Raw genomic sequence first — 14,995 nt, 5'->3', positions numbered from 1 at the left:
ATCGCACTCCGAAAGCAAAAGCCGGTCGGCAATGCTGGTAAGCAACTGTTCATCGTGGAATAATCATCGGCCTATGAAGGGAAAGACAACCGTTCTACCAACATGGACTCGTTACAACGGTCGTCCCCTGCCGTTGTTTACACGCTTGTCCGCCCTGTCTTTTAGCCTGCTTTATGCGGGCATATTGTTGTTTCCTCCTCCCGGCTTATCGGCGGATGACAACAAAGCCCAGCTGAAATCTATCCAGCAAGAAATTGCCGAAAAAGAAAAAAGCGTAAAAGCCCAAAAGGTTCAGCGCAGCCAGTTACTTAATCAGCTGCAAAGTCAGGAAAAGATCATTGCTCAGGCAAGTCGACAGCTACGGGAAACCCGTAACAGCCTTTCGGCCCTGAACGGTGAGATTACCCAGGTCACCGCCTCGGTTTCCCGTCTTGAAAAGCAGCAGGCCCAGCAGGAAAAGCTGCTTGCAGAACAGCTGGACGCCGCCTTTCGCCAGGGGCAGCACAAAGGTTTGCAACTTCTGTTAGGCGGTGAAGAAAGCCAGCGTAGCGAACGTATCCTCGCCTACTTTGGCTATCTGAACACCGCACGTCAGGAAAATATCACCGCCCTGCAAACCACCCGTCAGGAATTAGCCCAACAGCGCGCGTCGCTGGAACAAAAGCAACAGCAGCAGAAAACGCTGTTAACCCAGCAGCAAGAACAACAAGACAAACTCCAGCAAGCCAGCGCCGCGCGTAAAAAAACGCTCACGTCCCTGGAGAGCGCCCTGCAGAAGGATCAGGCTGACCTGGTTGAGATGCGCCAGAACGAAAGCCGCCTGCAAGATAAAATCGCTCGTGCCGAGCGAGAAGCGCGTGAACGCGCCGCCCGTGAGGCACGTGAGGCAGAAAAAGTGCGTCAGCGTCAGGTGCAGGCGAAAGCGAAAGGCTCCAGTTATCAGCCCACACAAAGCGAGCGCGAGCTGATGGCGCGAACAGGCGGGCTGGGACGGCCCAACGGTCAGGATATCTGGCCGGTGCGCGGACGCGTCGAACATCGGTTCGGAGAGGAACTGCAAGGCGAATTACGCTGGAAAGGCCTGGTCATTGCGGCTCCGGAAGGCACTGAGGTCAAAGCCATTGCCGATGGTCGTGTGTTGATGGCTGACTGGTTGCAGGGCTATGGTCTGGTCGTAGTTATCGAGCATGGTAAAGGGGATATGAGCCTGTATGGCTATAACCAAAGCGCCCTCGTCAGCGTAGGTGCCCAGGTGAAGGCCGGTCAGCCCATCGCGCTGGTGGGCACCAGCGGTGGTCGCGGCACGCCTTCGCTCTATTTTGAAATCCGGCGTCAGGGTAAAGCGGTCAATCCAGTTCCGTGGTTGGGAAAATAAGTGTTAGTTCATCGTTACCAGATTACCGCCTTGCTGTGCGGACTGTTGCTCAGTTTCGCGTCCCTGGCCGCTAAGCTCGCCATTGTCATTGATGATTTCGGCTATCGACCTACGGAAGAAAATAAAGTGCTGCAAATGCCGCAGGCGATCTCTGTCGCGGTGCTTCCTGATGCGCCCTATGCACGTCAGATGGCCATCAAAGCGCATCAGGGCGGCCGTGAAGTTCTGATTCACCTGCCTATGGCGCCGTTAAGTAAGCAACCGCTTGAGAAAAACACCTTAACGCCTGAAATGAGCCGCGCGGAAATCGATCGCATCATCCGTAGTGCGGTCAACAATGTCCCCTATGCCGTGGGGCTGAATAACCATATGGGCAGCAAAATGACATCGAGCCTGCAGGGTATGCAAAAAGTCATGCAGGCGCTGAATCAATACAATCTGTACTTTCTCGACAGCATGACGATTGGTAACAGTCAGTCACTGCAGGCTGCACAGGGAACGCACGTCAGGGTGCTAAAGCGTCGCGTATTTTTAGATGACAGTCAGGACATCAATGCGATCCGACAGCAGTTCAGCCGGGCAGTCAAGCTGGCCCAGCGTGATGGCTACGCGATTGCGATCGGTCATCCGCATCCCAATACCGTGCGGGTGCTGCAACAAATGTTGCCCACTTTGCCTGCAGATATCACGCTGGTGACGCCGGGGCAGTTATTAAATGCGCCGCTGCACAACGGCAACACATCGCCGGCTAAAACCACATCACCTGACAAGCCATCGCAAGGCTTCCTGCCACCGGGTGAGTGTAAAGTGAAGCAGCCGCTGGCACCGGTGCCTGCTACGCGCGCACTGAGCGTGATTGTTAAGAGCATCACAGAAAGCCCACTCTATCACCAAATTGATAAGCTCTTCTGAAACCGGCTGCACCAGGCAAAACCCGGTGCAGAACGGTAACGCTAATTAGACAAACATGATCCTGCCGTCTCTAGGTATAACACTTGTGGGCGCAATCACTCCCAGCTCAGAATCACCTTTCCTGAATGCCCCGAGCGCATTTCATCAAAACCCTGCTGGAAGTCATCAATCGGGTAACGGTGAGTGATAATCGGGGTGAGATCCAAACCTGACTGAATCAGCGCGGCCATCTTGTACCAGGTTTCAAACATCTCACGCCCGTATATGCCCTTGATAAACAGCCCTTTAAAGATCACCAGGTTCCAGTCAATAGCCATTTCTCCCGGAGGAATGCCCAGTAAGGCCAACCGCCCACCGTGATTCATCACCTCAAGCAAGGTTCGGAAAGCGGGCGGTGCACCTGACATTTCTAATCCCACGTCAAAGCCTTCTTTCATGTCCAGCGCATGCATGACTTCACGCAGATCTTGCCTGGCGACATTGACCGCGCAGGTCACGCCCATCTTGCGGGCCAGTTCAAGCCGGTAGTCATTAATGTCCGTAATCACGACATTCCGCGCACCCACATGGCGGCACACCGCAGCCGCCATAATACCAATAGGGCCGGCACCGGAAATGAGTACGTCTTCACCAACCAGGTCGAAGGATAAGGCGGTATGTACCGCGTTGCCAAACGGGTCAAAAATCGCTGCCAGATCGTCGGAAATATTGTCGGGAATTTTAAATGCATTAAAGGCGGGAATAACCAGATACTCTGCAAAGCATCCCTGTCGGTTAACGCCAACGCCTTGGGTATTTCGACAGAGATGGGTACGGCCTGCGCGGCAGTTTCGGCAGTGCCCACAGGTGATATGCCCCTCACCCGAAACCCGATCGCCAATGTTAAACCCTTTAACCTCCTGACCAATAGCCACCACTTCACCGACATATTCGTGGCCGACAATCATGGGTACCGGGATGGTTTTACGCGACCAGTCGTCCCAGTTGTAAATATGTACGTCTGTCCCACAGATGGCGGTTTTACGAATTTTTATCAGCAGATCGTTGTGACCCGGTTCGGGAACCGGCGCATCAGTCACCATCCAGATGCCCTGCTCTTTTTTCAACTTAGCCAGTGCTTTCATGGTTAATCCTCAGGCAATGACGCCAAGTTGTTTACCAATGCGCGTGAAAGCTGCCACCGCCGTTTCAAGTTGCTGCTGGCTGTGTGCTGCTGAAATTTGGGTTCGGATGCGTGCCTGACCTTTTGGCACAACCGGATAGAAAAACCCGGTGACATAGATGCCCTCCTGCTGTAACAACTGAGCAAATTCCTGCGCGACGCTGGCTTCTCCCAGCATGACTGGAATGATCGCATGATCGGCGCCGGCCAGCGTAAAACCTGCCGATGTCATTTTTTCGCGGAAGAAACGGGCGTTGTCCCACAGGCGCTGACGCAAACCGTCGCCTTCGCTTAATAAATCCAGTACGCGAAGAGACGCCGCGACAATAGCCGGTGCCAGCGAGTTAGAGAACAGATAAGGCCGTGAGCGCTGACGCAGCCATTCCACCACCTCAGCTTTGGCTGCAGTGTAACCGCCTGATGCGCCGCCCAGCGCCTTGCCCAGAGTGCCGGTGATAATGTCGACCCGGCCCATGACGTCGCAATACTCATGCGTTCCGCGACCGGTACTTCCGACAAAGCCAACCGCATGGGAATCATCGACCATGACAAGGGCGGAATAGTCGTCTGCAAGATCGCAAATGGCGTTCAGATTGGCGATCACGCCGTCCATTGAGAACACGCCGTCCGTGGCAATCATAATGGTCTTCGCCCCGTTATCCCTGGCTTCCTTCAGGCGGTCGCGCAGTTGCGCCATATCATTGTTAGCGTAACGATAGCGCTGTGCTTTACACAGGCGTACACCATCAATGATCGATGCATGATTGAGTGCATCAGAGATGATGGCATCTTCCGCACCCAGTAAGGTTTCAAACAGCCCGCCGTTGGCGTCAAAACAGGAAGAGTAAAGAATGGCGTCCTCCATTCCCAGAAAATCGGCGAGCTTTTTTTCCAGCTGTTTGTGTATATCCTGAGTACCGCAGATAAAACGCACGGATGCCATGCCAAAACCGTGCGAATCCATGCCCTCTTTGGCTGCCTGAATTAAGGCTGGGTGGTTGGCCAAACCCAGGTAGTTATTCGCGCAAAAGTTAATCACGGGACGATCGGGCCCGACCTTAATTTCAGCCTGCTGAGCGGAGGTGATAATACGTTCTTTTTTGAATAAACCTTCACGCTGGGCGGCGTCGAGTTGCTGTCGGATATGTTGGTAAAAATGCGCTGGCATTATCCTGCTCCTGATAAGGTGGAAATCTGGCAAATATTACTGAACATATCGCCTTTCTACGCTTAATCGACCAGGAGAATGTTAATTTTGCAGCATAGTTCACGTCATTATGTTGGATGTGCAGGACCTTACAGAGTCATCTGGCTGTCCGGAGCGGGATGAAATGTTATGATGTAGGCATTACGTGTGAAATGTCCCGTTTCAACTCAAAACTTTAAAGGTAACAGTATGATTATCGTAACCGGTGGCGCAGGAATGATCGGCAGCAATATTGTCAAAACGCTGAACGATCGCGGTCACAACGACATTCTGGTCGTGGATAACCTTAAAGATGGCACCAAGTTCGTGAATCTGGCCGATCTGGATATCGCTGATTACATGGATAAAGAAGAATTCCTGACCTATATCATGTCAGGTGAAGATCTTGGTCCGATTGAAGCCGTTTTTCACGAAGGTGCCTGCTCAGCCACCACCGAGTGGGACGGTAAGTACATGATGGATAATAACTATCAGTACTCTAAAGATCTGCTGCACTTCTGTCTTGAGCGTGAAATTCCGTTCCTTTACGCTTCTTCTGCCGCCACCTATGGTGGACGCAACGAGAATTTCATTGAAGAGCGCCAGTACGAACAGCCACTGAATGTCTACGGCTATTCAAAAATGCTGTTCGACCACTACGTGCGTCAGATCCTGCCTGAAGCCTCCTCGCCGGTATGCGGCTTTCGCTACTTTAACGTTTACGGCCCGCGTGAAAGTCATAAAGGCAGCATGGCAAGCGTGGCGTTTCATTTAAACACGCAGATCAGCAATGATGAAAATCCAAAGCTGTTTGAAGGCAGCGACGGCTTTAAACGTGATTTTATTCATGTCGATGATGTGGTGTCGGTGAATCTGTGGTGCTGGGAGAATGGGATTTCCGGCATCTATAACTGTGGAACAGGCCGCGCCGAATCCTTCCAGGAAGTGGCAGATGCGGTGCTTAATTTTCACCAGAAAGGCCAGATTGAGTACATTCCTTTCCCTGACAAGCTGAAAGGCCGCTACCAGGCTTATACGCAGGCCGACCTGTCTAAATTACGCGCAGCGGGTTACGACAAACCGTTTAAGACCGTGGCACAGGGCGTATCTGAATATATGGTTTGGTTAAATCGCAACGTCTAAAGGAATAGATACCGGTAATGAAAATTCTGGTGATCGGCCCGTCGTGGGTCGGCGATATGATGATGTCGCAAAGTCTCTATCGTACCCTCAAGGCCGAACATCCTGACGCAGTGATTGATGTGATGGCACCTGCGTGGTGCCGTCCTTTACTTTCACGGATGCCTGAAGTGAATCAGGCGCTGGCGATGCCGCTGGGTCATGGCGCGTTAGCGCTTGGGGAGCGCCGTCGACTGGGCAAATCGCTCCAGGCCAGCCATTATGACCGCGCTTATGTTTTACCCAACTCTTTTAAATCAGCGCTGGTTCCCTTTTTTGCCGGGATCAAGCGCCGTATTGGCTGGCGTGGAGAAATGCGTTACGGCCTGTTAAACGATTGTCGGGTACTGGATAAAGCCGCGTTTCCGCTGATGGTTGAGCGCTATGTGGCGCTGGCCTATGACTCGCCAGTCCGCTCTGCGCGGGAACTGCCGCAACCCTTATTAACGCCTCAGCTCCAGGTCAGTGAACAGGAAAAAAGTGAGACGTCCGCGCAGTTTCGGCTGACTCCGGCGCGGCCGACGATTGGTTTTTGTCCCGGTGCAGAGTTTGGGCCGGCAAAACGCTGGCCCCATTTTCACTATGCGACGCTTGCCCAGCAGTTAATCAGTGAGGGTTATCAGGTTCTGCTGTTTGGCTCGGCAAAAGATCGTGCCACTGGTGAAAAAATCCTGTCTTCGCTACCGGAAGCGAGCCGTGTACATTGCCGCAATCTGGCTGGCGAAACGCAACTGGAACAGGCTGTTATTCTGCTGGCTCAGTGCCACGCAGTGGTCAGTAATGATTCAGGCCTGATGCATATTGCCGCAGCATTAAACCGACCGCTTGTCGCCTTATATGGTCCCAGCAGCCCTGACTTTACGCCGCCCCTGTCTGACCGGGCACGTATTCTCCGTTTAATTAGCGGCTATCATCGTGTACGTAAAGGCGATGCCGGGCAGGGCTATCACCAAAGTCTTATCGATATTCAGCCCGAACAGGTTCATGAAACATTGAGCACGTTGTTGCGCGAAGTCCAGGAGGGGACATGCACGTCCTGATCGTCAAAACCTCCTCCATGGGAGACGTACTGCATACGCTGCCAGCACTCACCGATGCCATGCATGCCCTGCCCGGAATACGCTTTGACTGGGTAGTGGAAGAAAATTTTGCACAAATCCCGACCTGGCATCCGGCGGTGGATAAGGTTCTGCCTGTCGCTATTAGACGCTGGCGTAAACACTGGTTTGGCAGCCAGCAGCGTGAAGAGCGCGTGCGTTTCAAGCGTGAGCTTCAGTCTCGTGACTACGACATCGTGATCGACGCTCAGGGGCTGATTAAGAGTGCCGCGCTTGTGACTCGTCTGGCTAAAGGCGTTAAACACGGCCTGGACAGCCGCAGCGCGCGAGAACCTTTCGCCAGCTGGTGGTACGACAAAAAACACGAGATCAGCAAGCAACAACATGCAGTCGAGAGGACGCGGGAGCTGTTTGCTAAAAGTCTGGGTTACGATAAACCCCCGTCTCAGGGGGATTATGCAATTGCCGACCATTTTCTGAAGCCCTTATCACAGCATGAGAGCCCTTATCTTGTCTTTCTTCATGCCACTACCCGTGATAACAAGCACTGGCCAGAAGCTCACTGGCGAGCGTTGATTGAACGTGTCCGGCCAGCGGGCTTGCGTGTAAAGCTGCCGTGGGGCGCTGAACATGAACATCAGCGTGCGCTGCGTCTGGCTGAAGGTTTTGAGCACGTAGAAGTCTTGCCTAAGCTTTCTCTTGAAGCCGTAGCACAGCAGTTGGCAGGCGCAGATGCCGTAGTGTCGGTAGATACAGGCCTGAGCCATCTGACCGCCGCGCTGGACAGGCCCAATATCACGTTATACGGCCCCACCGATCCGGGTTTGATTGGGGGTTATGGGCAAAATCAGTATGTTTTGCGGCCTGCAGAGGGCAGCAAATTAGCAGACATTAGCGCTGAGGACGTCGCAGATATGGTCTTTGAGATTCTTGTATGAAGAAACTCCACATCATCAACCTTGAAAAAATGGGTGGTGTTGAACGCCTGTTCCTGCAGTACATCAATGATTTTTCGGATGGAAATGATGATGTGATATGCATCAGTAATGAGATAGACGATGATATTCGTCGTCATATTCCTCAACAAAAAATCACCTTTGCCAATCGTTGGGTAAATGGGCTGAAATATAAAGTCCCGCAATTTCTTCGGAAATATTTGCTAAAAAAACGCATCGAAGCAAGTGATGCCGATGTAATAGTGGTTTGGGATTTAATTCCAGGACTGCCAGCAAAACCCAGGCGGGCTGCTCTGGTCTATTACGATCATGGCTGCTCGTGGCGTTATCCAAAAAATAAAAAAACGCTTAACTTTATGGCAATGCTGGACGGCGTGATTTCTGCCTCATACGCGTCAAACCGGGTGATGCATCACCGCTTCAACCTACCTTGCCCGCATCACGTCGTGATAAACCGAATCATGTTGCCGCAGGGGATAAACTCCGCAATCAGAACGCTACAAAATCCGGTCAGGCTAGGAACGGCATCTCGCCAGGTTAGCCTGAAAGGCATTAGCGTAGGACTTTTAACGCTTAAAGAATTACGCCAACGTGGACACAATGTTGTTTTGGAAATTGCGGGAAAAGGGCCAGATCATGACGCCTTCGTGGCGCTTGCTGAGCGTTTGAATATTAGTCAGTTTGTTACCTTCAGCGGGTTTCAGCATGATATGAGCGCCTTTTTTAATCGCACAGATATCTATCTCAGTACACCTGTCACTGAGCCATTTGGCCTTTCCTGTATGGAAGCACTTTATTTTGGTGTACCGGTTATTTTCCCCATGATTGACGGCCAACCTGAAGTCGTTGGTCATCAGCAGTGTGGCATTGGGTTACCCCCCACCGTTACAGTTGATGAGCATGAGAAATTAACTGGTATACGCGTTGATTTCCCCTATCAGGTCTACGAACCTGTCCATGATATTATGGAAGAAGCCAGGCTGATTTCACATATTGATTGCGCCAACGCGGTTGAAGTCTTGTCGGTGCCTGAAACGTATCAGCGATTTAGTGAAGCCGCCAAAGCCTGGACAGTAGAACATTTCGACTATGCGCTGTTTAAAGCAGAATTCAACGATGCTTTAAAGGACGTTATAATTAAAAAATGAAACTAAATCATATAATCTTTAAAAAAGAAGCGCCTGCCAACTTTTTCAGCCAGCTTATTTTTATCGGTTGTGCTATCGCCTTTGTTACTTCGCCATTTGGATGGGCCTTTGGCAGGAATGTTTTTTATCTTTCCAGCTATCTGGCTTTTCTGGTCATCATTTTTCATCTCAGATTTTACATTGCTGACAAAAAAAACCTGATTCTCCCTGGTGCGTTTTTTGCTGTCGGGATCGTCAGCATTATCTGGACAGCCATGTATAAACAACCTGGCGATTTCATTACTCTGTACCGGCAGTACCAATCAACCGGACGATTACAAATCGCCGCAGCGTTTGTTCTACTGGCGATGCTTAATGTAAGGATAGCGCTACAAAAACATACCGTGCTGGCAGCCCTTGTTTGCGGGCTTGCGGTAAATAGCTATGCCATTTATCAGGGGGTTTTCTTACACATAGCGCGTGTAGAGCTGAATTTTGATCGAGCAACGGTTGCTGCCTACATCATTACCGCAGTTAATCTGATATTCATTAAAGCCGTATTACTTTTAAGAACCCGCCACAGAGTGTTGCTTTTTTTGGCTGCTTTCACCTTTACCTATGCTTCCATTCTGTTGACTGGAACCCGTGCAGCTATGCTGGCTTATCCCGTGTTGACTTTAATGATTGTAGTAATGAGCACACATGTAATTAATCGTCGTCATAAAATTATTCTGTTCATTCTGGTGCCCATCATGCTCCTGCTCAGCGCTGCACTTTTTCATAAAGTCATCACTATGCGTATACAGCAGTTCAATCAGGATATTGCGCATATGCATGAGCAAACGGGAGAAAACTCAATCATCTCACGCTTAAGCATGCAAACCGTTGCATTTCGCACGGGCTCTGAAGCCCTGTGGGGAGAGTCTGCAGAGCAACGAGCGGCAGAAGCAAAAGTGATTGTTGCACAAGAACCTTCGCTTTATGGGGCATTAACCTACCTTACCGTTCATATGCACAATGAAGTAATGGAAACGTTCTCGATTAAGGGCATTGTGGGTCTGTTAGCGTTGGCAGTTTTATATCTTTGCTTACTACGCAGCGCATTCACGCCTTACAGCAATCCCGCACTCTTCGCAGTCACAGCATCTTTGATCACCTATGGCGTAAGCGACGTGATATTTTTCAGCACTGAGGGAACCCTCATCTATTGTCTGGCCGTTATCATCAGTGGCTTATTAGTCAAAACACCGTCAGTATTACAGGAAGCGAAGTAATGCAAACGCGTGACTGGCTGCTAAGCATCATTATTCCTCTATACAATAATCAGGATTATATCGTTCCCTGCCTGACATCCTTGTTTACCCAAATTGATCCTGATATTCAGGTCATCATTATTGATGATGGTTCGACAGACCTCTCAGCTCAGCGTGTGAAAGAATTTCTCAAGACTCATCCTTCAGCTTGTGTTGAATTCATTCAGCAGGCTAACCAGGGGGTTTCCGCAACCCGCAATGTTGGCCTGTCAAAAGCTAAAGGAAAATTTATTACCTTTCTGGATGCTGATGATGTACTCAGTAAAAATTATCTATCAGTTATCCGACCGTTATTACTCTCCGATCAAGACGATCTGATTGATTTTAACTACGCACGCTTTGAAAACACGCCCCCTGAAGCATCAGAAAGCGAATTGCCTCAACGTGTCGCTTACGATTTTCCCGCTCAGGGGATAAATTGTCTGCGTCCGCTTTTTATCCGATCGATGTGGCATGTATGGAACCGCATATACAGAAACAGTCTGCTGGAAGGTGAGGCTTTTGAAGTCGGCAAACGTTACGAAGACGTTATCTTTACGCCATTTCAATATCTCAAAACACAGCGTATCGCTCATCTTGAAAATACGCTCTACTACTACCGCGATAATCAGCAGGGCATCACACGTAATGTCCGTATGAGCGACATAGAGGACATGCTCTTCGCCATGAATAAAATGTGTGCAATGGCACAGTCTGATACTAAGCTACGTCGACTGGCTGCAGGGATGATAGTGAACTGCTTTAATGAAGTGAAAAGCATGTCGAAAGCGGTTTTTGGTTATTATCATTATGATAAACAAACCAGGCTGGCCATTAAGTCAGCCTCACGCCTTTGCAGGGGCCATTGCAAAACAAAAAAGTTTTGGCAAATGCGCTATCCCGAAGTCGATACGCTTTTTTCGTGGTTGCGATTTAAGGCCCGCAAATCTGTTCCTGAAGCGAATCAGTGACGGCACCGAGTGCCGTTTTTTTCTTCAGGGCATATTCGGTCAAGGTCATACCCTGGGTACGTTCCTGAAGCCAGCTGAACAGCTGCTCTAAATCATCGTAAAGACGGTCAATGTCTGCGTCGTTTTTAAACGTCGGGCTGCCGTCAGGCATAAACTCCGATGAGTGCAGCATAAATTCAACATAGTCGTTTCCCTGCGACAGAGTTTGCTCAACGACATGCTTCATTTGCGCCAGATTCCCGCCCACAGGCCGCAGCCAGTTTACCCGAGGTCCTCTCGACTTGCCCCTAAGGTTGTCCCAGACTTTTTTAAACTGGTTTTTCAACATGCCATGCCGGTACTGAATGCTCATCGGCAATTCCAGCAAGGTTGAGCCGCCAGGTTTAGAAATATCGTTGATGTCGATATAGTAGGCCTGGTCAGGAAAATGGCGGTAATCTGTACCGCCTTTCCCTTGGGGAGCACCGGGAGAACTACGCCAGTCCACGCGCGGCGTCACAGAGCAATCGACCAGATAGCCATGATCGATCAATGCACGTGCATAAACTTCATTGAAGGCCCAGCGGCCTGCACGGTGACTACGCATTTTAGTTTCAAATGCCGTTTCAAGCAGGTCGGTCATATAGGCGACCTTATCGTGCAGTATCGACTCTGGATATTCGATCAAATAAGGCTGGTAGCGCCAGTCATTCTCCGTGAGTGCATAGTCAGGAGGGCTGTACCAGGCATGTAAATGCATGCCTATTTCACCCTGATTACGCTCAAGAAGATCTCGTCCGAACTCGACATAAGCCGGATCGCAAGCCATTTCATAATTAGTAAGCCACGTCGGTTTGAACGCGTATTTCTCGCAAAGCGACTGAAAACGCGGTAGAAAGCGGACATTATGTGTGGTGACATTGCCGCTGCGGTTGCGCCAGAGGTTGTCGCCTTCCGTATCGAGAGTGATTAAAAATGCCGGTTTATCCATGACTTATCCAATAATCGGTAGAGATTATCCTGTCTATGTTACGCAGGGTAGTCATTCCGCGCAAAAATATAATTGCAATTGGTTTGGTTTTTATTCGTAGTCATCAATAGTCTGATAACCTAAGATAATTCCCGTGGGCAGCGGGGGATTTGTTTTGTAACACTCTGATTAGAATATAATTTTGGTGTTTTTCCTATTGAAAAACTGCGTCAGATCCCCACTATTTTACTCTGTTATGGCGAGTTTACTGCCGTGCGCTTTATGCTTTAGGTCATTCACAGTGCTGGCGGCGTCTTTGAGGTGATAATTTGTCCAAGCGTATTTTGATGATAATAGACGGGCTGCCCGGTGGCGGCGCTGAAAAAGTAGTACTGACCCTGGCACAGGGCCTGATTAACAGTGGACATCAGGTATCACTTTTTTCTTTGCGTAACGTCTGTGATTATTCCCTGCCGTCAGGGCTTGATTATCAGGTGATTGAAGACCGTTGTCGCAGTCCATGGCGTAAGCTTACCGAAACATCTCGTCGCGCCGCACTCCTGGATAAAGCCGTCCGTTACAGTGAAGCCCGCCAAGGCAAATTTGATCTTGTGCTGTCTCATCTGCATAAAACGGACCGAATAGTGTCTTCTTCGTGTGCTCTCGATCCGCTCAGGACCTGGTATTGTATTCATGGCATTTTTTCTGCCTCTTATCTCGCTCGCAAATCGGGTTTTTCATTATGGCTTAAGCGACAGAAAATACGTCATGTCTATCGCCATCGCCAGGTGATCGCGGTTTCCCAATATGCTCTTGATGACTTGATCAACCATATTGGCGTAAAAGCATCGCGAACGGATGTTATCTTTAACCCTTTTGATTTCAATGAAATCAAAAGGCTCTCACTGGAACCCTGCCCACTGGCAGGTGAGGATTTCCTTGTTCATGTTGGCCGTTTTCATGAAACTAAACGCCATGACCGCCTGTTGGAAGCTTATGCGCAAAGCGGCATTCAGGCCCCTTTAATCTTACTGGGGCAGGGCAGTCCTGCTATGAAAGAAAAACTGTATCGTTTATCTGAACAACTGGGCGTTTCAGATCGCGTGCGCTTTGAAGGCTTTCAGCGTAATCCCTATCCCTGGATTCATCATGCACGGATGTTGATTTTGAGTTCTGACAGTGAAGGTTTCGGCAATGTTTTGATCGAAGCAATGAGCTGCGGAACACCTGTAGTGAGTACACGTTGCCCCGGCGGGCCCGCGAGTATTTTGACGGGGGACCTGAGTCGCGGGCTGTCTGAGATGAATGCAACCTCTCTGGCGGAAAAGATGCGAGAGATTTACGATAACCCGCCTGATTTGCATCAACTTGACCTGAGTATCTACAGCCTCTCCGTTATCTGTCAGCGATACTTGCAGTTGGCAGATTTACGAGTGTCCAAATAAATGCATGTTGACCGCTCATAGCATCAATCAGTCGTTCCCATGAACCGATAAGCAGATCAAGGGAACGGCAGGTTTTGAGCGTTGTTCTTCAGGTAATTGATATCGTTTAGCCAGAAATTTTCGGAAAATAATCGAGCGTATCACGTGTTAGCCACTCAAGGGATGTCCTTAAGCTGCAGCCACGCACTCATCACCTCATGAGGAGTAATATCGTTACATTCACCAGAAGGTGTCTGCAAAATTCTGTACTCACCAGACCATGGATGCCACCCCGGCGCATCCGTATCGCCAAAAAACACCACCTGCTTTTTATGCAAACCCGCCGCGATATGCATTTGGCCACCATCGCTACACAGAATTTGGTCACAACAACTAAAACCCGCCATTAGATCACGCACTGACGTGGTAGTGTAAGCCGCTACGCGTGAAGAATTGACCAGTTGCATAAGTTGCTCGGCTCGGGCGTCATCACCCCGATCATCCGGCCCCAGCGCTCCCTGTGGCGACCAAAAGATCAGCACACGGGCTTGCGCATCGTCTAACAGATGACGAATAAAAACAGCATACTTTTCTATATCCCAGCGGCGCTTTGGGCTGCGACTACTAATGTGTATACCGTATGTCTGACCTGATACCGTAAACAGTGAATGCACATGCGTTTTAGCCTGTTCATGCTCTCGTGGGGTTAAATAGACTCTGACGGGGGGAACGACAGGTAAATGAGCAGTGAGCGCTGAGAGATACGAGTAAGTATGTTCGACCTGATGGTTACCGGAAAAATCTGTTCTGCCAAAATATCTGGTGAGCCCGTTATCGGCTTCACCTGCGCCAATGATATGTTTTGCGCCCGCCATACGCGCGAGGCGAAGGCTGTATTTACAGGGGACAGGATTGGCCAGTACAGCCGCATCGAAGTGCGTCTTGCGTAAAGCCCAAAAGATTTTTAATCGGTGCCAGTAAACGCCCACTGCGCTTTCATTCTTACTGCGATGTTTGGCTTTTTTATACACATGCAGCGCGTCAATATGTGGGTTATGCAGCACCACGTCCTGCGCAACTTTATTGACCAATAGTGTCAGCTTAGCTTCAGGGAAGGCCGTCTTTATGCCTTCCAGTAACGGTGTGGTACACACCATATCACCAATGTTGTCGCGCCTGATGACGAGAATATTTTTCATACTGTACCTGGTTAAACGTACCTGACCGGACTGCAGCGTACATACGCCATAAAGTTGCAAAAAAATAAATTTCTGCTACACATCAACATTTGACTCTAAATGCACAAAAAGTTCTATCGGCATTCGTAATAATGTCGGCGGGATTCCGTGTTCTTTTCACTTTAAGTTGTGCTGCTGTGTCACAAAATTCGCCTTTACTATCGAT

The 14,995-nt window shown here is 49.8% G+C and carries 13 protein-coding genes; 9 read left to right on the top strand and 4 right to left on the bottom strand.

From position 1 onward, the window contains the following. Nucleotides 1–73 precede the first annotated feature (73 nt). Together envC and GKC68_RS01285 are read left to right on the top strand one after the other, a co-directional pair. The gene (gene envC, locus GKC68_RS01290; protein ID WP_089529061.1) at nucleotides 74–1,375 is read left to right on the top strand and encodes a murein hydrolase activator EnvC; all 1,302 of its coding nucleotides are present in this window, start codon (nucleotides 74–76) and stop codon (nucleotides 1,373–1,375) included. Beyond that, a complete protein-coding gene (locus GKC68_RS01285; RefSeq protein ID WP_342656519.1) occupies nucleotides 1,376–2,287 on the top strand; it encodes a divergent polysaccharide deacetylase family protein in 912 nt (303 codons plus the stop codon). It begins immediately after the preceding gene. Between the two features lie 95 nt (nucleotides 2,288–2,382). Here the strand turns inward: GKC68_RS01285 and tdh are convergent, their stop codons facing one another. Both tdh and kbl read right to left on the bottom strand, forming a co-directional pair. Then, nucleotides 2,383–3,411: an L-threonine 3-dehydrogenase gene (gene tdh / locus GKC68_RS01280; protein WP_028723174.1), complete on the bottom strand. Its 1,029-nt coding sequence runs from the start codon at nucleotides 3,409–3,411 to the stop codon at nucleotides 2,383–2,385. Nucleotides 3,412–3,420: 9 nt separating this feature from the next. Then, a complete protein-coding gene (gene kbl, locus GKC68_RS01275) occupies nucleotides 3,421–4,617 on the bottom strand; it encodes a glycine C-acetyltransferase (RefSeq protein WP_058706092.1) in 1,197 nt (398 codons plus the stop codon). Nucleotides 4,618–4,845: 228 nt separating this feature from the next. Here kbl and rfaD point away from each other — a divergent pair, with 228 nt between their 5' ends. From rfaD to GKC68_RS01245, 6 genes are read left to right on the top strand one after another with little or no spacing between them, the layout of a single operon-like run. Next, nucleotides 4,846–5,778 carry an ADP-glyceromanno-heptose 6-epimerase gene (gene rfaD / locus GKC68_RS01270; protein WP_014594895.1) on the top strand — a complete coding sequence of 311 codons (933 nt, stop codon included), beginning with the start codon at nucleotides 4,846–4,848 and terminating at the stop codon, nucleotides 5,776–5,778. A gap of 17 nt (nucleotides 5,779–5,795) precedes the next feature. Further along, nucleotides 5,796–6,854, top strand: coding sequence for an ADP-heptose--LPS heptosyltransferase RfaF (rfaF, locus tag GKC68_RS01265; RefSeq protein ID WP_342656518.1), 1,059 nt, complete (start codon nucleotides 5,796–5,798; stop codon nucleotides 6,852–6,854). After that, the gene (gene rfaC / locus GKC68_RS01260) at nucleotides 6,842–7,810 is read left to right on the top strand and encodes a lipopolysaccharide heptosyltransferase RfaC (RefSeq protein ID WP_047714258.1); all 969 of its coding nucleotides are present in this window, start codon (nucleotides 6,842–6,844) and stop codon (nucleotides 7,808–7,810) included. Before rfaF ends, rfaC begins: the two co-directional genes overlap by 13 nt. Further along, complete coding sequence (locus tag GKC68_RS01255; protein ID WP_058706088.1) at nucleotides 7,807–8,976, top strand: glycosyltransferase family 4 protein; 1,170 nt, start codon at nucleotides 7,807–7,809, stop codon at nucleotides 8,974–8,976. The genes rfaC and GKC68_RS01255 overlap by 4 nt, the downstream gene beginning before the upstream one ends. Beyond that, entirely contained in the window at nucleotides 8,973–10,229 is a 1,257-nt protein-coding gene (locus GKC68_RS01250) for an O-antigen ligase family protein (protein WP_058706087.1), read from the top strand. The genes GKC68_RS01255 and GKC68_RS01250 overlap by 4 nt, the downstream gene beginning before the upstream one ends. Then, nucleotides 10,229–11,218 carry a glycosyltransferase gene (locus tag GKC68_RS01245; RefSeq protein ID WP_047714044.1) on the top strand — a complete coding sequence of 330 codons (990 nt, stop codon included), beginning with the start codon at nucleotides 10,229–10,231 and terminating at the stop codon, nucleotides 11,216–11,218. The genes GKC68_RS01250 and GKC68_RS01245 overlap by 1 nt, the downstream gene beginning before the upstream one ends. On the opposite strand, the gene GKC68_RS01240 is transcribed toward GKC68_RS01245, so the two are convergent. Further along, nucleotides 11,181–12,188, bottom strand: coding sequence for a deacetylase (locus GKC68_RS01240; protein WP_047714045.1), 1,008 nt, complete (start codon nucleotides 12,186–12,188; stop codon nucleotides 11,181–11,183). The two genes, GKC68_RS01245 and GKC68_RS01240, sit on opposite strands and share 38 nt — an antisense overlap. Nucleotides 12,189–12,514: 326 nt before the next feature. On the opposite strand from GKC68_RS01240, the gene GKC68_RS01235 reads away from it, so the two are divergent. After that, nucleotides 12,515–13,612 (top strand): glycosyltransferase, encoded by a 1,098-nt coding sequence (locus GKC68_RS01235; protein WP_342656866.1) that lies wholly within the window; start codon nucleotides 12,515–12,517, stop codon nucleotides 13,610–13,612. Nucleotides 13,613–13,767: 155 nt separating this feature from the next. On the opposite strand, the gene GKC68_RS01230 is transcribed toward GKC68_RS01235, so the two are convergent. Beyond that, nucleotides 13,768–14,790, bottom strand: coding sequence for a glycosyltransferase family 9 protein (locus GKC68_RS01230; protein ID WP_058706086.1), 1,023 nt, complete (start codon nucleotides 14,788–14,790; stop codon nucleotides 13,768–13,770). Nucleotides 14,791–14,995 lie beyond the last annotated feature (205 nt).

The sequence above is a fragment of the Pantoea sp. RSPAM1 genome, assembly GCF_038816185.1.
In the GTDB taxonomy this organism is placed as follows: domain Bacteria; phylum Pseudomonadota; class Gammaproteobacteria; order Enterobacterales; family Enterobacteriaceae; genus Pantoea; species Pantoea ananatis.
The sequence above is the reverse complement of the archived record's forward strand: the minus strand, read 5'-3'. Positions and strand labels throughout refer to the sequence as shown.